Raw genomic sequence first — 18,325 nt, forward strand, 5'->3', positions numbered from 1 at the left:
AATATGCCAAAACCTCAGCGCACAAAAATCGCAAACCATATAGTCAAGCCAAGCCCCTGCCCTGTATAATTCCGCCTCCGGCCGCTGCAGATTTGGGCGGCCGTTTTATTTTCCTGCCCCAGGGTGTGGCGGAAGCAATGATTTGTTCCTACAGGGCAGTAAGCCACAGACAGCAAGGCAAGCCAACGCAGTAGGAAGCAATTTAGTGCATTAACCATACCGAAACCCACTCCATACCCACATCACCATGAATCAAAAACCCTCCGTACTCGGCGGCGCCATGATTATCGCCGGCACTGTAATCGGTGCCGGTATGCTCGCCAACCCCACCGCCACTGCCGGCATCTGGTTTGTCGGCTCGCTCATCGTGCTGCTCTACACTTGGTTTTCCATGCTCTCCAGCGGCCTGATGATTCTCGAAGCCACCACCCACTACCCGCCCGGCGCCAACTTCGACACCATCGTCAAAGACCTGCTCGGCCGTGGCTGGAGCATCATCACCGGCCTTTCCGTGGCCTTCGTGCTCTACCTGCTCACCTACGCCTACATCTTCACCGGCGGCAACCTCACCGCCCAAGCCCTTCAAGCCCCGCTTTGGGTGGGGCAGATTGTGTTTGCCCTCGTCTTCGCCGGCTGCGTGTGGTGGTCCACCTTCTGGGTAGACCGCGGCACTACCATCCTCATCGGCGGCATGATTATGACCTTCCTCTGGGCCAACGGCGGCCTGCTCCTTTCCGCCCAGCCCGCCATATTATTCGATACTGCCGGCAGCGAAAACGGCAGCTACTGGATCTATCTCGGCACCGCCCTGCCCGTCTGCCTCGCCTCCTTCGGCTTCCACGGCAACGTGTCCGGCCTGTTCGACTACTTCCGGGGCGACGCCAAAAAAGTGGCACGCTCGCTCTGGCTCGGCACTTTAGTGGCGCTGGTGATCTACGCCCTCTGGCAGTTCGCCGTGCAAGGCAACCTGCCGCGCAGCCAGTTCGGCCCCGTGATTACCGCGCAAGACAACGTGGCCGCCCTGCTCGCCGCCCTCGCCCAAGTGGCGGGCAGCGGGCTGGTGCGCGTGCTCTCCCTGTTTTCCTACATGGCCATCGCCTCCTCCTTCCTCGGCGTAACCCTCGGCCTGCTCGACTACCTCACCGACCTGTTTGGTTTCGGCACCAGCCGCGCCGGCCGCAGCAAAGCTGCCGCCCTCACCTTCCTGCCCCCGCTCGTTGCCTGCCTGCTATTCCCCACTGGCTTCGTGCTCGCCATCAGCTACGTCGGCTTTGCCGCCACCGTGTGGACAGCATTCGTGCCCGCCCTGCTGCTCTACGCCTGCCGCAAAAAATTCGGCGAAGGCAAAGGCTACCGCGTGTACGGCGGGAAATGGCTGATGGCTTGGGTGTTCTTCTTCGGGCTGGCCAACGTAGCCGCTCAAATCCTCAGCCGTGCCAATATCCTGCCCGTATTCAATGGCTGATACCCGCCCAAAATTTCAGGTAGCCTTCGGATAGCGGCTACCTGAAAAATGATGGGGAACAGACTTTCCTCCATCTACAACAAAACGAAAGGCTACCTGAAAATTTTCAGGTAGCCTTTTGCTCTTGGTGCTACTCAACTTTCGTGCACTGCCGCCCCGTCCGATGCCGGCAGCAACTTACGCACCAGCAGCGTCAGCGCAAACGTAGCCGCAATCACCGGCAGCGTGGTGCCCAGCGGCGGCTGCCATTGCAGCATCAGGCGGTAGAACACAAAACCCGCCAGCCACAATACCAAGCTCACCCAATCCACTTCCCCCGAAGCCGGCTTGCGTTTCAGCACAAAATAATCCGCGATCTGCACTGCAATCATCGGCGCAAACACCGAGCCGATAAAATACAGAAACCCTTCAAAGCGGCTCACATCAAACACCAACGCCAGCAGCGTGCCCAGCAGCGTAACCGCCGATGCCACCGCCACTTCACCAAAACGGCTGCTGATGCTGTGAAAGCTCACCCCAGCCGAATACGCATCCAAAAACGTGGTGCTCACCGTGGACAACACCACCACCAAAATTCCGGCCGCGCCCAGCCCGGCATATTGCAGCATCGGCGCGATTTCGCTCTGGCCGGCAAACAGCGCCGCCGCCAGCCCGATGGCATACATCCACGAGCTGGTACAGAAATAAGCCAGTGTAGCCGAAAGCGTGGCCGACCGTGCCTTGGCTGCGCGGCGGGTGTAGTCCGACACCAGCGGCAACCACGACAGCGGCATCACCGCCGCCAGCTCCACCGCCAGCCCGAAACTCATCGCTTCCGCATCTGCCTGCCCGGTAGCCGCCGGCTCGCCCGAGGCTACCTGGACACTCAACCACAGCGTTAACGCAAACAGCGTGCCCATCGACACAAAATTGATTTTGCTGAAATTCCGCATTCCAATACGCAGCCACAGCAAAATCAGCGCGCCGATAATCACGCTCCACCCTATCTGTGCGCCGCTCCAACCCGCCGTGAGCGCCGCCGCAGCCTGCGCCCCGGTAAAAATCATAATCGCCGTCCAGCCCACCAGCTGCACCACGTTGGCCGCCGAAAACAGCAGCGAGCCACGACGGCCGAAGGAAAGCTGTACCGTTTCCATCGCACTGCGCCCCGTTTGCGCCCCAATCAGCCCGGCCAGATAAAACAGCACTCCGCCGATCACATGGCCAATAGCCACTGCCAAAAGGCCCATGCGCCAACCCAACGGCGCAAACAGCATGCCGGTGAGAATTTCCGCCACCGACACCGCCGCCCCAAACCAAATCACCGCCGAAGCGGTAACCGAAAGTTTATCTGCCTGCTGTTCCATCAAACTGTTTCCTCTATATTGTGAAAAACTATTCCACCGAGCCGCGTATCAAATGCGCACAAAAAAGCCCGGCACACCAAGCCGGGGGAGCAGAGCAAAGCAGAGAAGACACCCATCCGTTCCGGATGGGGCAAAGCAACCCGAACAGCACCCGCCGCCCGCATTCCTCTGCCTGATAGTTCCCTACGCCGGTGCTAACCGGATCAGGTACAACGGGTATCCTCTCAGCCGCCCAAAGCAGCACCCCGACTAATTGGGCGCGATTATACCCCGCCGCCCTGTTTTTTCAAGCTGCGGCAGCAAAGGCCGCCGACACGCCAAATGGTTGAATGATTCCAACGGCAAAAATGTTTCCACACCCAGCCGTTGCGGTTCCGCACACCTGCAAATCCGAACGGGAAGCATGATAACGAAACGGAGTAATCGGGGCAGATTGCTGTTTGGCTTTAGAACTGTCGAGAAGCAGCCCATATGTTTTCAGGTAGCCCCTTTCCCCCACAGGCTACCTGAAAAACTTCAGCCAACTCTTACCACATCACCATAGCTCAACTTTGCATCGACAGTTCCCTGCCTGCCAAGAATGCGGCAGCATTCAGCTTAGAGGCTACCTAAAAGCGGATATAGTGAGCTTTCAGGCAGCCTTTTGCATACGCCTAACGCCGGCCGCAAGGATGCTGGCGCGCCCTGCCCGGCCGCGTATCGCACAGCGACATACCGCGCAGGCGGCGTGCAGCATCGGTCAGCTCCGCCCGGCTCGGCAAGTGGCGGAAAGCGTATTGCGCCACATAAAGCGCACGTTCGCCCCGCATCGCTTTTATCCAAGTATATTCCGGCCTGCCGCTTTGCGGATTGTGCTCGCAGCTCATTTGCCACAAAGCGAAGGGGTAGCCGTTTTCCTGCCCTTCGCTCAGATTGATTGTGTTGCCGCCCGGGCAGGCGCTCCGCCAGCCGTCCGACACCGCGCGGCGGAACTCGCTTACCGAGCGGGTGTTGCCGGCGAAGGTTTGTAGGGTAACCATCCGCTCCCAATTCTGCACCGTTTGCCCTCTCGGCACCAGTTCCACAATCGTCTGCCCGCCCTGAGAAGCCCGATAACCGATTTCAAAACCTGCCGGCGGCGCGCTGAAATAAACGATTTCTTCGCCGCGCGGGGCAGGTTTGGCCAGAGCCACCACGGGCAACAGCACCAATATGGTCGGCCATATGTTTAGTTTCATGTTTTCGTCCTTTTATTGGAGTGGGGATAGATCCAACCAGATGGCTGCGGGCAGCACACTGCTGCAAAGATTTGCCCACCCGTTGCCAAAAAGGCTACCTGAAACCTTATTCCCGTTTTCAGGTAGCATTTCTTCATGCCATCAACCGTGAAACTCTTCCACCCAGCCGCCTTCAAAGAAGCCTTGCAAAATCGCCTGTGCGGCCACTTGGTCAAGCACGGGCTTTTGTTTGCGGCCGCGCAGGCCGGTTTGGTTGAGGAGTTCGGCGGCGTAGAGCGAGGTGAGCCGCTCGTCTGCCCAATACACGGGCAAGCCGAAGCGGCCGTTGAGGCGGTGGCCGAACTTGCGGGCCAGACGGGTCATTTCGTGTTCGCCGCCGTCGGTGGAAAGCGGCAGCCCCACCACGAACTGCACCGGCCGCCATTCGGCCACCAGGGCGGCAATGGCGGCGAATTTTTTGTCGTTGCCCTCGCCGCTGATGGTGGCCAGCGGGTGGGCAATGCCCACTTCGGCATCGCCCTGCGCCACGCCGATGCGGGTTTCGCCAAAATCGAAGGCCAGCGTGGTGCCGTGTGGGATATTAAGCATGGCCGCCGGTTCGGATGAGTTGTTCGGGTGCAATATTAAGCAGCGACATGGCAGCGTGGTAGCGCTGCTCGTGCGGCATGCCGAATATGATGTGTTCGCTGGCCGGCACGGTGAGCCAGCTGTTTTCCGCCAGCTCGCGCTCGAGCTGGCCGGCGCTCCAACCGGTGTAGCCCATAAACAGCATGGCCTGCTTCACGCTTTGTTCGTCGTGCAGGTGGGGAAGGATGTCGCCGGAGGAGGTAAGCGCAAGGTTGTCGCCCACGACGATGCTGCTCATCCAGTTGCCCGCCGGACTGTGCAACACAAACCCGCGATCCACCTGTACCGGGCCGCCCAAGAAGATATAGTCGTCAAACAAATGCTGCGGCTCGGCGTGCTGCTGGGCAGACAGAATCTGCCGCAACGGCAGCGGCGAGGGCTTGTTGATAATCACGCCCATGCAGCCTTCGGCGGAATAGGAGCAAACATACACCACGCTCTCGGCAAAGAAATTATCCTGCATATCAGGCATGGCGATGAGGAAATGGTTGGTTAAATCCATAATCGGTTTCGGCGTGTGTGGAAATGATTTGATTATATAGCGGTTATGCCCGATTTAATACCGTGCTGTTTTATCTGGGCTGGCAACTTTCAGGTAGCCTCAAAACTGCCCGCTAGCATTCCTCCGCATCCGATATATCTTCAAACCCCACCACATCATCCCCCAAATAATTCACCAAAATCCCATACGGCTCCGCAATCGGAAACACACTTTCCCGATAAACAATGCTCCAACTCTCCGCCCCGCTGCCAAACGCGAATTCAGGGCAAGCAACGCAATCCCGATAATCCGCCAACCGCGCCCCTGCCGCCATGCCCAACCAATCGGGGCGGCTTTTGGCAATGCGCTCAAAAAACAATTCAGTCTGCCGCTTGATGTGGGCAAACTTCGACACCTTGTCTTGAATAAAATTAAAATCCACCCGCTCAACATCAGCCGATTCAAGCGCCACCGACACCGGCATCTGCAAAAATTTCCCCACCAAGAAAACGCTGCCTGTGGTTTCTTCCCGTACTCTTGCCCATTCGCCCAAAGGCGTTGCCAGCATATCCATGCTATTCCTTTTCGTAAAACCATCAGCCATTTCACGTTGCATTCTACCAAACCACCTCAGGCTACCTGAAAGTAAACCAAACGAGCTGCTACGTAGCACAATATCCACCCCATCCTGCCCACCCACATGATTAAATTTCTCTAAAGCTTATATTTTCAGGTAGCCCTCCCCACCCTACCCCCGCATTCAATTCCCACCCAATCCGCTATATAATGCCGTCATCCCAATTTCCATCTGAAACGCACACCATGAGCAAGCTCACCAAACCCATCGTTCTTCTCATTCTCGACGGCTTCGGCCACCGCCTCGAAGGCGACGACAACTCCGTCCTCCTCGCCAACACCCCCAATCTCGACCGCCTCAAAGCCCAATACGCCTACGGCACGATCGATGCCTCCGAACGCATGGTGGGCCTGCCCTCCGGCCAGTTCGGCAATTCCGAAGTGGGGCATTTGAATATCGGCGCCGGCCGAGTGGTGGCGCAAGACATCACCCGCATCGATATGGCCATCGAAAACGGCTCGCTCACGCAAAACCCCGCCCTCACCGCCGCCTGGCGAAGCCCCACGAAAACCGTGCACTTGCTCGGCTGCTTCTCCGACGGCGGCGTGCACAGCCACATCAACCACTTCTTCGCCGTGGCCGACGCCGCCCTGGCCGCCGGCATGCAGAAAATCGTGTTCCACCCCTTCCTAGACGGCCGCGACACCCCGCCGCAAAGTGCGGAAGGCTACCTGAAAACCCTGCAAAGCTATTGCGAGCAACACCCGCAAGTGAAAGTGGGCTGCGTGGTCGGTCGCTTCTTCGCCATGGACCGCGACAACCGCTGGGAGCGCGTTGAGCAGGCCTACAACGCCTTGTTCGGCCAAGCCCCGTTCCGCGCCGATACCCCGCTGCAAGCTCTGGCCGCCGCCTATGAACGCGGCGAACACGACGAATTCGTGCAGCCCACCGTCATCGACCCCGCAGCCGCCCTGCACGATGGCGATGCGGTTGTCTTCATGAACTTCCGCGCCGACCGTGCCCGCGAACTCACCCAAGCCCTGCTGTTCGACGATTTCCAAGGCTTCCCGCGCCAACAGCGCTTCCGCCCCGGCTATTTCACCTCGCTCACCAGCTACGGCAGCCAATACCGCTTCCCGGTGCTGTTTGCCCAAGAAAGCATCCGCAACGGCTTGGGCGAATACCTGTCCGCCCAAGGCATCAGCCAGCTGCGCATTGCCGAAACCGAGAAATATCCGCACGTTACCTACTTCCTCAGCGGCGGCCGCGAAGAGCCCTATCCCGGCGAAGAGCGCATCCTCGTGCCCTCGCCCAAAGTCGCCACCTACGATTTGCAGCCCGAAATGAGTGCGCCGCAAGTGTGCCAGCACATCCTCGACAGCCTCGCCGCCAAGCGTTTCGACGTGATTCTGTGCAACTTCGCCAACGGCGACATGGTCGGCCACAGCGGTGTGCTGGCCGCCACCATCAAAGCGGTGGAAACGCTCGACGACTGCGTGGGCAAAATCGTGGCCGCCGCCCAAGCAGCCGGCGGCGAAGTGCTGATTACCGCCGACCACGGCAACTGCGAGCAGATGTTCGACCCCGCCAACGGCCAGCCGCACACCCAACACACCACCAACCCCGTGCCCTTCCTGTATGTCGGCCGCCCCGCCCGCATCAAGGCCGGCGGCGCGCTGAAAGATATCGCGCCCACCCTCCTCACCATGCTCGGCCTGCCCAAGCCGCAGGAAATGAGCGGCGAGAGCCTGATTGAGTTTGTTTGACCGCCCAGCCGCAGGCTACCTGAAATTTTCAGGTAGCCTCCACCCGCCATGAGCTTCCTCACCATCCTCGCCCTCGCCTTCGGCATGTCTATGGACGCCTTTGCCGCCGCCATCGCCCAAGGCGCCGCCATCGGCACACCCACCCGCCGGGGCACGCTGCGCACCGCCGCCGTGTTTGGCAGCGTGGAAACTCTTACCCCGCTCATCGGCTGGGCAATCGGCTCCATGGCGCAACGCTACATCGCCGATTGGGACCACTGGGTCGCCTTCACTCTGCTGCTCCTGCTCGGTCTGCGCATGATTTACGGTGCACTACAGCCGGAACAGCCCGTCGGGGAACAATCTGCAGAGGCACAGCCAGAAAGCGGCCAATCCGGCCGCCGCCCGCCTTCACCGCTCATGCTCGTCGCCATCGCCTTCGCCACCAGCATCAACTCCATGATCGTCGGCGTCGGCCTGGCCTTCCTCGAAGTCAACATCCTGCTCACCGCCCTTGCCATCGGCCTGGCCACCACCATCATGGCCGCCATCGGCCTGCGCTTGGGCAGCTTCCTGGGCAGCGCCATCGGCAAACGCGCCGAAATCCTCGGCGGCCTCGTCCTCATCGGCATTGGCACGCTCATCCTTGCCGAACACCTCCATTTCCTCTAAATCCTTTTCAGGTAGCCTCTCCTTTTTTCAGGTAGCCTCATGAAGCACAGCAAAATCCTCATTCTCCTCGCCCTCCTCTGCAGCGTCCTGCCCGCCGCCGCTGCGCCCAAAGACGACCTGCGCCAAGTGCAGCGCGCCATCGGCGAGAGCAACCGCAAGCTCCAACAACAGCAAAGCGAACAACGCCAGCTGCAAAGCAACATCCGCCAAACCCAAAGCGAACTCGACACCGTGCGCCGCGAGCTCGACCGCCTCACCCGCAGCCGCCAAACCGCCTGGCGCGAGCTGCAAGCCATGCAGGCCAAGCTCGACAGCCTGCAAACCCGCATCCAAAACACCCAAGCCCAAGCCGCCCGCCTGCTCAACAGCCGCTACCGCAACCAGCAGCCCAACGCCATCACCCTGTTTCTGCAAAACGCCGACCCCCAGCAGAAAGGCCGCCACCTCGAATACCTGCGCCACCTCAACCAAGCCAACGCCCAGGCCCTTAGCCAGCTGCAACACAACCGCCAAGAGCTCAAACAGCAGCAAGACAGCATCAACGAGCAGTTGAAGCGGCTCGACGCCCTCAAACGCCAACAGCAAACCACCGCCGCCCGCCTTGGCCGACAGCAGCAACAGCAGCAACGCCAACAGCAAAGCCTCGAGCAAGACATCAGCCGCGAAACCGCCAAGCTGCAAACCCTGCGCCAAAACGAAAGCCGCCTCAACGGCCTCATCGCCAGTCTCAGCCGCCGCTCCGCCCAACGGCAGGAAGCCGAACGCCAGCGCCGTGCCCAAGCCCTGCGCCAACGCCGCCAGCAGCAAGCCCAACAAGCCCAAAACGGCAACCTACCCGCCCCACGTCCTCACAGTCTACCTGAAAGCGAACACAGCGAAGCCCGTCAACACGACACCCCAACACCAGAAAACCCCAACCGCAACACCCTCACCGCCGAAGACCTCGCCCTCGAAGCCCCCGATGTCCAAGAGCCGCAAAGCCAAGGCTTCAGCCGCATGCAAGGCCGCCTGCAACGCCCCGCCAGCGGCAGCATCAGCGGCCGCTTCGGCCAAGCCCGCCCCGGAGGCGGCACCTGGAAAGGCCTCTTTATCAGCACCCCGCCCACCGCCGTGCGCAGCATCGCCGAAGGCGAAGTCGCCTACGCCGCCCCCCTGCAAGGCTACGGCAACACCGTTATCGTCGACCACGGCAGCGGCTACCTCAGCATCTACACCGGCCTCTCCCAAATCAGCGCCGGCGCCGGCAGCCGCGTATCCGCCCGCCAAACCATCGGCCGCAGCGGCAGCCTCCCCGACGGCGAAAACGGCCTCTACTTTGAAATCCGCTACCGCAACCAAGCCATGAACCCCGCTTCATGGGTAAACTAGCCAAACCGGTAAGCAAAAATTTCAGGTAGCCTTTAATTCGCGTCAAAGGCTACCTGAAAATATAGCGCCAACACCCGCCGTATTTTCCAGCCAGCCTTGCCATCCATCTCCCCCAACAACCCATCCCTACCCCGTTTAACATTTATTTTCCCCCACCCCCTTGCTGGAACAAGCAAATTTGCCTAAAGTTCAGCCTTTCGAGCCACACGGCAGGCTACCTGAAAAAATACAGCTACCGCCCCAGCCGATGATCCGGGCTCAAATTAACAAAACCCGAAAGACAAACACCCATTATGTCCAACAACACCTTCAAAAAAATCGCCCTCTACACCCTGGGCACCTTCAGCGGCATCGCCGTGAGCCTGAGCATGCAGAGCTTTGCCGAAACCCGCAGCCAGCAGCCCCTGCCGGTGGATTCACTGCGCACCATGGCCGAAGTGTACAGCCAGGTGAAAGCCAACTACTATCAAGACAAAACCGACGACGAAATCCTCGAAGGCGCGCTCAAAGGCATGGTTTCCAACCTCGACCCGCACTCCGAGTATATGAACCTCAAAGACTACGCCGACATGCAGGAATCCACCAAAGGCGAATTCGGCGGCTTGGGCATGGAAGTGGGCAGTGAAGACGGCTTCGTTAAAGTGGTCTCCCCGATTGAAGACACCCCCGCCGAACGCGCCGGCATCCAAAGCGGCGACTACATCATCAAAATCGATGATGCCTCCACCCGCGGCATGAGCGTAAACGATGCCGTGAAGCGTATGCGCGGCGAGCCCGGCACCAAAATCACCCTCACCCTCACCCGCAAAGACGCGCCCCAGCCCATCGTGGTTACCCTCACCCGTGCCGTGATTAAAGTGCGCAGCGTGCGCCACGACATCATCGAGCCCGGCTACGGCTACCTGCGCATCAGCCAATTCCAAGAGCGCACCGTGCCCGCCATGACCGAGGCACTGCAAGCCATGCACCAAACCAACGGCGGCCCGCTCAAAGGCCTGATCATCGACCTGCGCGACGACCCCGGCGGCCTGCTCAACGGCGCCGTGGGCGTATCTGCCGCCTTCCTGCAAAACGGGCAGCTCGTGGTGAGCACCAAAGGCCGCGACGGCAAAGAAAACATGAACCTCAAAGCCCAGCCCGCCGACTACCAAATCGGCAGCAGCAAAGATCCTCTTGCCGGCCTGCCTGCCGAATTTAAAACCATCCCCATCACCGTGCTGATCAACTCCGGTTCCGCCTCCGCCTCCGAAATCGTGGCCGGCGCCCTGCAAGACCACAAACGCGCCGTGATTGTGGGCACGCAAAGCTTCGGCAAAGGCTCCGTACAATCCGTGATGCCCCTTTCCAACGGCGGTGCGCTGAAAATCACCACCCAGCTCTACTACACCCCAAGCGGCCGTTCCATCCAAGCCCAAGGCATCGTGCCCGACGTGGAAGTGGCCGATAAAACCCGCCGTTATGAAAGCCGCGAAGCCGACCTCTCCGGCCACCTGAGCAACCCCAACGGCGGCAACGAAGTGCGCGGCCGCGCGCTGAACAACCACAGCGCCGAAAACAAAGCCGCCTCCGAGCCCGCCACCAAAGACGAGGCCGACAACAACCCCGCCTCCCGCTACAAACCCAATCCGGCCAAAGACGACCAACTGCGCCGCGCTTTGGAGCTGGTGAAAGCCCCGCAACAATGGCGCGCCGCCCTAGGCCAAGCCGCCACCCGCCCGGCCAAACCGATTGAGCACTAAGCGGATTAGGCAAGCAAACAAAGGCTACCTGAAAATTTTCAGGTAGCCTTTTACGTTGATGCGGCCCACGCCACGTTTTCCAAAATATAGCGGAATAAAAAAGTAGGACAAAGCGGCTAGCCGCAGCAAGTATAAGCAGCACGGCAAAGCAAACCAACGCGCAGCAGCGTTCCTTTTCAACCCGCTATAAATGCCCGCCCCATTGCCTTATATCAACACCGAACCGCATCCCCTAGTGTACAATACAACACATTGTATTAAATGCTTTTCAACCAGATAGGAGCCCATGCAATGAAACCGATTTATCTCGCCGCTTTCCTACTCGCCGCCTGCGCCGCCCGCCCCAATCCGGCCGACAGCGCCCCCCCGCCCCCCGCCGCCCCTGAGCAGCCTGCTCCCGTGGCGCAGCCTGTTGCCACAGCGCCCAATGCAACCGCAACCGAACTCTCCCGCCACGGCTGGCGCATCACCCGCATCGGCCGCCACGCCGCCAACGGATCGTTGGCGTTCAACGCCAACAATCGCGTGAACGCCTCGTTCGGCTGTAATTCCCTATCCGGCCACTTCAGCCACCAAGGCCAAAACCTACAAATCGGCGAGCTCGCCACCACGCTGATGCTCTGCCCGCCGAATGTTCAGGCGCAGGAAGAATGGCTCTCAGCCGCCTTTGCTCGCACTGCCGCCTACCGCATCAACGGCAATAAGCTGGAACTGCTCGACCGCAGGCAGCATGTCATCCTGCAAGCCGAACCGGCACGCTAAGCCCCAATCAGGCTACCTGAAGATGGTTTTTCAGGTAGCCTGATTGGGGCTGTTGACAGCTACTTTTCCAAGCGGATTTTTGCCCCAAAGGCAGCAGATTCAAGTCGGAAACCGCAGTAAGGCTGGGCACCTTGCGAGGATTTCCAACGCGGAAAATGCCGTCTTTGGGGTGAAAAATGCGGAAACCAGCAGTTATCAACAGACCCTAACATAAGAAAAGATTAGTTAAACTCCAGCACATTGGCTATAATCTGCCCGTTGTTTCCCTTTTATTACTTTTTTAACCAAAAGGAGCATTCCATGCAGAAATTTACTCTCGCCGCCATCGCCGCTCTGATGGCTGCTGCCCCTGCCTTCGCCGCACCTGCGCAGGCCGACGACTGGCTGCCCGAAGCACAAAGAATCAACCGCGAAATCGTGCGTCAACGGAGTAGCGATGCGCGAGAACTCCAGCTGTTCAATGGCAATCTGGCACAAAACCGCAGCCAAAACCATACCATTCAGCTCCAAGCCGGCAAATCCTACGTATTTTTTGCCGACTGCGACCGCCAATGCTCCGACATCGACCTCAAGCTGACCGATAGCAACGGCAAAACCATAAAAGAAGATAACGATGACGACGACAATCCCGTCATCAACAGCGCTATTGCAACCAGCGGTACCTACACCCTTACCGCCAACATAACCAAATGCGAAGCCTCCTCCGGCTGTGCCTACAGCATCCAAGCCTTTGAAAATGGCCCATGGCTGCCTGAAGCTCAAAAAATAAACCGTGATATCGTGCGTAGAAAAGACCCCCAAGCCCGCCAAGTTCATCTGTTTAACGGCCGTGCTGCCAAAGAGCAAAATCGCAGCCACCAAGTACAGCTCACCGCCGGCAAATACTACAGCTTCTTCGCCGATTGCGACTACTCTTGCAGCGATATCGACCTGACCCTCAAAGCAGCCGATGGCCGCGTAATTAAAGAAGATAACGACGACGACGATTCTCCAATATTCGGCTGGCGTGCCAACCGCACCGGCAGCTATACCCTCACTGTTACCATGCCGAAATGTGACACCGAACAATGCGAATACAGCAGCCAAGTATTCATGGGCACCAAACCCGTGTTTGATCACTAAACTCTAGTGTTCTTAAAAGAAGGCTACCTGAAGATTTCAGGTAGCCTTTTGCCTTCCTTACTCAGCCAAAAATACTAGCATCCAACTGTAATCAAATGATTTAAAAAGAATATAAAAGTAGAGTATTTCTCTAATTTACATTATAATGCGCACACTCTTTCACTTAACCAATCAAAAGGAAGACATATGAAAAAATTTGCCGTTTTAGGCCTGGTTGCCCTGATTGCCGCTCCTGCTGCCCTGGCTGCACCTAATGGCTCATGGCTGCCCGAAGCCCAGCAATTCAACAGACAAGCTGTTCGCTCTAAAGACGAGAGCGCCCGCCAAGCCGACCTATTCCAAGGCGCGGCTAAAGTGAGCGAGACCAAAAACCACCAGGTTCAGCTCACTGCCGGTAAATACTACACCTTCTTCGCCGACTGCGACCGCGACTGCGACAACATCGACCTGACCCTCAAATCAGCCGATGGCAGCGTAATTAAAGCCGACACCGAAGATGACGACGCCCCCATGTTCAGCTGGCGTGCCAATCGCACCGGCCGCTACACCCTGAGCGTAGCCATCCCCGGCTGCCATACCGACAGCGGCTGCAAATACAGCGGCCAAGTATTTGTTGGCAACCGAGATATTTTCGCCGACTAATCACGCTAAATCATGCAAACAGGCAGGCCGCAGGCTTGCCTGTTTTTATTGCCTGGAACCATCTGATAAAGGCTACCTGAAACTTTCAGGCAGCCTTTCTACATCCGTACCCCACAAAACACCCAATATATAAATAATAGAATGATTTTAAAAGAATAAAAAATTACAGTGTTCCCTAAGCTTACATTATAATGCGCACACTCACCTAACCAATCAAAAGGAAAAAACATGAAACAATTTGCCGTCTTGGGCCTAGCCGCTCTAATTGCCGCCCCCGCCGCCCTAGCTGAGCCCAGGAGCTCATGGCTGCCCGAAGTCCAGCAGGTTTACAAACAACTTATGCAGGAAAAAGACCCGGGCGCCCGCCAAGCAGAGCTGTTCCAAGGCAGCGCCAAAGTGGGCGAAACCAAAAACCACCAGGTTCAACTCACCGCCGGCAAATACTACACCTTCTTCGCCGCCTGCGATCACGACTGCAACAACATCGACCTAACCCTCAAATCAGCCGATGGCAGCGTAGTCAAAGCCGATACTGAAGAAGACGATGCCCCCATGTTCGGCCTGCGTCCCACCCGCACCGGCCGCTACACCTTAAGCGTAACCATCCCCGGCTGCAAAACCGCCTCCGGCTGCCAATACAGCAGCAATGTATTCGTGGGCAACCAACAAATCTTCCGAGATTAACCGCCCAACTTGCAAACAGGCATGCCTCAGGCTTGCCTGTTTTTTATTTGCCTTGGTTCAAGCTGCCAGCCGGAAGGCTACCTGAAACTTTAGCTTCGCGGAAACTCACGAGCTCGTTTTAACTTCGTTGAAGCTGACGCTTTCAGGCAGCCTTTAAAGCAGAAACCCAGCCCATCCGCTATAATCGGCCACAACCCATCTGCGCAGGAAACCATCATGCCTCAAACCATCGCCACCGTCAGCGAAATCCGCATTGCCCAGCCCAAACCCTTTGCCCGCGGCCAAATCAGCGGCATCGACAAACAGCCCGTAGCCGGCCCCATCGAAGCCACCCCCACCGGCCTAGTAGGCGACGGCGTGGGCGACCCGCGCTACCACGGCGGTGCCGATAAAGCCCTGCATTGCTACGCCCAGCACCACTACGAACACTGGCAAGCCCAATTCCCCGGCAATCCGCACTTCCGCGCCGGCGGCTTTGGCGAAAACCTCTGCATCGAAGGCACAGATGAATGGCAAGTCTGCCTCGGCGACCAATGGCAAATTGGCAGCACCCGCTTCGAAGTCAGCCAAGGTCGGCAGCCCTGCTGGAAGCTCAACGAACGCTTCGGCGTGCCCGACATCGCCGCCCAAGTACAGCACAATCTGCGCTGCGGCTGGTATTTGCGCGTATTACAAAGCGGCCACATTCAAGCGGGCGACAGCGTGCACCTCCTCGCCCGCCCCTATGCCGAATGGCCGCTCAGCCGCATCCTCGAACTCATCGATAGCCGAAACTGCCAGCCTCAGGCCATGCGCGAAGTGCTGCAACTGCCCCTGCCCCCTTCCTGGCAGCATATGTTCCAACGCCGCCTCGACACCGGCGAATGCGAAGATTGGCAACGCCGCCTCTTCGGCTGAACCACCATTTCAACCCTACTAATACTTCGCTTCAACCGCATTAAAACCCTGCTTTCAGGTATAGCTGAATAATGATTTCTTCATACAGCTAGCCACAAACCGTATGGCAACGCAGTGAGCAACCGTTTTGAACTTCATACCAATATGAGCAAAATCTTCTTTACCTCCGACCTCCACTTCTCCCACAAAAACATTGCCAAATTCTGCCCCCAGTTCCGCCGCTTCGCCAGTGTTGAAGAAATGGACGAACACCTTGTGGCCATGTGGAACCGCACCGTCTCCCCCGAAGATGAAGTGTACAACTTGGGCGACCTCAGCTTTTCCCACGACCTCAAGCACATCACCCACCTGCTCTCCCGCCTCAACGGCCGCCACCACCTGATTTTCGGCAACCACGACGACCTCATCCAACGCCACATCAGCCGATTCTTTCAAACCACCAAAGCCGACGGCCACCCCCTGCTCGCCTCCGCCCAGCCCTATCTCAAACTCAAGCTGCCCGAAATCAACAATACCCTGATTTTATTCCACTACCCCATCAACGAATGGGACGGCTGCCACAAAGGCTGGTATCACCTCTACGGCCACCTGCACGACCGCCTCGCCCCCCTCTCCGGCCGCGCCCTCAACGTCGGATTCGACCTGCACGGCCGATTTCTAAGCCCGCAAGACATCGACACCCTCCTGCGCCCCCTGCCCGCCGTGTCCCACTTCGGCGAAGCCGAACCCATGCCCGATACTCCCGATGCCGCCCGCATCTGGGTGGAGCAAAAACTGGCCGAATTCAATCCCCGAGCAGCCGAATAGCGTTTTCAGGTAGCCTGCACCACGGATGTAGAAACTGCCCTTAAGAGGCTACCTGAAAATATCAACACCTGGTAAAACCGACCTCACAGAAACAAAACCCTATGCCCAACGCCGACCTCATCCGCACTTTCGCCCAAACCTTCGGCTTGCCTTACACACCAGAACCGCAAAACCTATCCGCCTTGGCCAACCACCGCCACCTGCATTTAGGCAAGCTGGCAGATTTCTACCGCCATATGGATGGCACATGGCAGGGCGAAAATCCGCGAGCCGACTACTGGCTGGAAATGCAAACCTTATTCCTGCAATGGCTGCCTTATGCGGGTTTGCCCGAGATTTGGAACGATTGGGCGTTCAGCTGGAACAACAAGGCGAAACAATATTTGCCAACCGACGGCTGGCGCGAAGAATGGGCGGTATTTGGCAATATGTTTGACGACTCAATCCTATTCGCCGACACCGCCGCGCCCGGCAGCCCCGTTTATTGGCTGACGACCGGCTACAGCACCGTGGAAAACCGCCGTCTGATTGCGCCGTCGGTGGCAGCCTTAATACACACACTACTGGCCATACACCGCTTCGAACAAGAATGGCAGGCCGCCGGCGGGCTGTTTTATGATGAAGCAGAAGGCGGCAAACCCGAAGATTTGCTTACAGCCCTGCACGATTTGCTGCTCCACGAATTACCGCCGGAATGTGCTGAAACCCAGTGAGATAAATATAAGGGGTCTGTGAGATAAATGGGATTAAGTTGGATGAGGATGGATGATGGGGGATGGGAAATTTGTAACAACGTTGCACTGGGTGCAACAAAACGGAGCGGGCGAAGTTGCCCGCTTTTTTATTTTCGGACACCCCGTGCCAAGGCATCGAGGGCGACATCCAACAGGCGGGATTCGGCACCGGCCTGAAGTGTACCGCCTTTGCTCATCGGCAGGTAGGGGCGTGCCGGGATGTTGACTTGTTTGACCCTGCGGAAGCCGTCGCCGACTTTGAATACCAGATAGGGTTTGTTTTTGGCTTTGACCGTGCCACCAAACTGGTGGATGGCGGCATAGGGTTTGTTGGTGCCGATGCGGGCGAAGTTGCTGCCGGAGGCGGTGTGGATGCTGGCGGCCAGCTACCCGCTTTTTTGCAGGATTTTGCCGCCGCGCGCATTGGCCGGCCATTTTTTGCCGCCCCAGCTTTCGGATTCGAAGTTGTCTTCCGTAATACTGAGCAGTTCGGCGGCAATGGCTCGCATCATCGGGCGCGGGTGGCTGGCATTTTTCAACAGTTGGCCGAGACCGCGTTGCAGGTCGCCGTCGTCCAGGCTGATTTCCAGCATCGTCATCCTTTCAATAAATCTATTACCCAAGCCAGCTGGGCGGCATTGAGCGAGGATTTGAAACGCTCGTTGCCCATCATCTGCCGCAGCGCCACACGGGCAATATCGGGATGGGCGGCCTGCGCCTTATCCACCGCCACCGCAGCCATGCGCGAAAGCATGGCTTTGCCCTGGTTGGCGTTGAAGCCGGCATTGGGGGCGACGAATTTCCCATTGATACGGATGCCGGTGCGTTGGGCATGGCGTTCTTCGCCGGTATATTGGTTGACACCGATGTCCACGGTTTGGGTTTCCAGCTTCGGGCTGGGTTGTACCCGGTCTGCCCCACGGCTGCGCGATAAGGGTCGAACCCGGCAGCGGCAGCGGTAGTCCAAGGGAGGATACAGGCTGTCCCACACCGGGTCGTCGGCGGCATAAACGCTGCCGTGCAGCAGGCGGTGGGTCTCGCGGGTGCGCTCGTCGTTGACTGCCACGTATTCCCAGTATGGGTGAGTATCCACGGCATCCATCATTTCGGCATAACGCCCGGCCATATAGGCCGACTGCATATTGGTCAGGTAGATGGTTTTCAGGCGGTGCGGGCTGCCCAGGCGCACGGTTTGGATTTCGCCGGTGTCCGGGTGCGGCAGGTCTTGTTTGCCCCACCAGCCTTTGGCCTGCAATACCGGTGTGGGGATATTTATCGCGCGCGGCTTCAATGTGCGGTAGGATTTGAAGCGGCATTTTGGGGTTGAGGCGGCACGCACGCTTTACTTTTTCTGCTGCCAAACACCGGCACTCCATGCAGATGGAAGAGTTTGGCCGGTTCGGATGAAAAAAGGCTACCTGAAACTTTTCAGGTAGCCTT

General features: G+C 58.2%; 18 protein-coding genes, 1 pseudogene and 1 riboswitch. Of the genes and pseudogenes, 12 read left to right on the forward strand and 7 right to left on the reverse strand.

Translation table 11 applies throughout. The annotated features are described in order from the left end of the window. Positions 1-247 precede the first annotated feature (247 nt). Complete coding sequence (locus tag HMPREF2796_RS09950) at positions 248-1,465, forward strand: aromatic amino acid transporter (RefSeq protein WP_070633284.1); 1,218 nt, start codon at positions 248-250, stop codon at positions 1,463-1,465. Positions 1,466-1,599: 134 nt separating this feature from the next. Here the strand turns inward: HMPREF2796_RS09950 and cytX are convergent, their stop codons facing one another. The 5 genes from cytX to HMPREF2796_RS09975 all read right to left on the reverse strand — a co-directional run bounded on the left by cytX (position 1,600) and on the right by HMPREF2796_RS09975 (position 5,752). Beyond that, entirely contained in the window at positions 1,600-2,811 is a 1,212-nt protein-coding gene (gene cytX, locus HMPREF2796_RS09955; protein WP_070633286.1) for a putative hydroxymethylpyrimidine transporter CytX, read from the reverse strand. 163 nt (positions 2,812-2,974) lie between these two features. Continuing rightward, positions 2,975-3,069, reverse strand: a riboswitch (TPP riboswitch). 395 nt (positions 3,070-3,464) lie between these two features. Beyond that, complete coding sequence (locus tag HMPREF2796_RS09960) at positions 3,465-4,028, reverse strand: hypothetical protein (protein WP_070633288.1); 564 nt, start codon at positions 4,026-4,028, stop codon at positions 3,465-3,467. A 141-nt stretch (positions 4,029-4,169) separates the two neighbouring features. Next, positions 4,170-4,616 (reverse strand): Holliday junction resolvase RuvX, encoded by a 447-nt coding sequence (gene ruvX, locus HMPREF2796_RS09965; protein ID WP_070633290.1) that lies wholly within the window; start codon positions 4,614-4,616, stop codon positions 4,170-4,172. Then, a complete protein-coding gene (locus HMPREF2796_RS09970) occupies positions 4,609-5,157 on the reverse strand; it encodes a YqgE/AlgH family protein (RefSeq protein ID WP_070633292.1) in 549 nt (182 codons plus the stop codon). The genes ruvX and HMPREF2796_RS09970 overlap by 8 nt, the downstream gene beginning before the upstream one ends. 112 nt (positions 5,158-5,269) lie before the next feature. Further along, entirely contained in the window at positions 5,270-5,752 is a 483-nt protein-coding gene (locus HMPREF2796_RS09975) for a hypothetical protein (RefSeq protein WP_141749198.1), read from the reverse strand. Between the two features lie 170 nt (positions 5,753-5,922). Between HMPREF2796_RS09975 and gpmI the strand changes: the two genes are divergently transcribed. From gpmI to HMPREF2796_RS10030, 11 genes are all read left to right on the forward strand, one after another. Further along, positions 5,923-7,479, forward strand: coding sequence for a 2,3-bisphosphoglycerate-independent phosphoglycerate mutase (gene gpmI, locus HMPREF2796_RS09980; protein WP_371327466.1), 1,557 nt, complete (start codon positions 5,923-5,925; stop codon positions 7,477-7,479). 48 nt (positions 7,480-7,527) lie between these two features. Further along, positions 7,528-8,130: a manganese efflux pump MntP gene (locus tag HMPREF2796_RS09985; RefSeq protein ID WP_070633299.1), complete on the forward strand. Its 603-nt coding sequence runs from the start codon at positions 7,528-7,530 to the stop codon at positions 8,128-8,130. Between the two features lie 39 nt (positions 8,131-8,169). After that, positions 8,170-9,498 carry a murein hydrolase activator EnvC family protein gene (locus HMPREF2796_RS09990; RefSeq protein ID WP_070633301.1) on the forward strand — a complete coding sequence of 443 codons (1,329 nt, stop codon included), beginning with the start codon at positions 8,170-8,172 and terminating at the stop codon, positions 9,496-9,498. Positions 9,499-9,791: 293 nt separating this feature from the next. Next, positions 9,792-11,237, forward strand: a complete 1,446-nt coding sequence (locus tag HMPREF2796_RS09995; protein ID WP_070633303.1) for a S41 family peptidase — start codon at positions 9,792-9,794, stop codon at positions 11,235-11,237. A 291-nt stretch (positions 11,238-11,528) separates the two neighbouring features. Next, the gene (locus tag HMPREF2796_RS10000; protein ID WP_035580154.1) at positions 11,529-11,999 is read left to right on the forward strand and encodes an META domain-containing protein; all 471 of its coding nucleotides are present in this window, start codon (positions 11,529-11,531) and stop codon (positions 11,997-11,999) included. A 300-nt stretch (positions 12,000-12,299) separates the two neighbouring features. Next, positions 12,300-13,121, forward strand: coding sequence for a hypothetical protein (locus HMPREF2796_RS10890; RefSeq protein ID WP_083308702.1), 822 nt, complete (start codon positions 12,300-12,302; stop codon positions 13,119-13,121). A 186-nt stretch (positions 13,122-13,307) separates the two neighbouring features. Continuing rightward, positions 13,308-13,763: a hypothetical protein gene (locus tag HMPREF2796_RS10010; RefSeq protein WP_003823261.1), complete on the forward strand. Its 456-nt coding sequence runs from the start codon at positions 13,308-13,310 to the stop codon at positions 13,761-13,763. Positions 13,764-13,991: 228 nt separating this feature from the next. Continuing rightward, positions 13,992-14,447 (forward strand): hypothetical protein, encoded by a 456-nt coding sequence (locus tag HMPREF2796_RS10015; protein WP_070633305.1) that lies wholly within the window; start codon positions 13,992-13,994, stop codon positions 14,445-14,447. Between the two features lie 216 nt (positions 14,448-14,663). Beyond that, positions 14,664-15,344 carry an MOSC domain-containing protein gene (locus HMPREF2796_RS10020; protein ID WP_070633307.1) on the forward strand — a complete coding sequence of 227 codons (681 nt, stop codon included), beginning with the start codon at positions 14,664-14,666 and terminating at the stop codon, positions 15,342-15,344. A gap of 144 nt (positions 15,345-15,488) precedes the next feature. Then, complete coding sequence (locus HMPREF2796_RS10025; protein ID WP_064106365.1) at positions 15,489-16,151, forward strand: metallophosphoesterase; 663 nt, start codon at positions 15,489-15,491, stop codon at positions 16,149-16,151. Positions 16,152-16,252: 101 nt separating this feature from the next. Next, positions 16,253-16,864, forward strand: coding sequence for a hypothetical protein (locus HMPREF2796_RS10030; protein WP_070633309.1), 612 nt, complete (start codon positions 16,253-16,255; stop codon positions 16,862-16,864). Between the two features lie 128 nt (positions 16,865-16,992). Here the strand turns inward: HMPREF2796_RS10030 and HMPREF2796_RS10035 are convergent. Together HMPREF2796_RS10035 and HMPREF2796_RS10040 are read right to left on the reverse strand one after the other, a co-directional pair. Beyond that, a pseudogene (locus tag HMPREF2796_RS10035) lies at positions 16,993-17,478 on the reverse strand (phage virion morphogenesis protein). Positions 17,479-17,480: 2 nt separating this feature from the next. After that, entirely contained in the window at positions 17,481-18,176 is a 696-nt protein-coding gene (locus HMPREF2796_RS10040; protein ID WP_246826854.1) for a phage head morphogenesis protein, read from the reverse strand. Positions 18,177-18,325: the final 149 nt, after the last annotated feature.

Origin of the sequence: Eikenella sp. HMSC071B05 (assembly GCF_001811325.1) — a bacterium.
Lineage (GTDB): Bacteria > Pseudomonadota > Gammaproteobacteria > Burkholderiales > Neisseriaceae > Eikenella > Eikenella corrodens.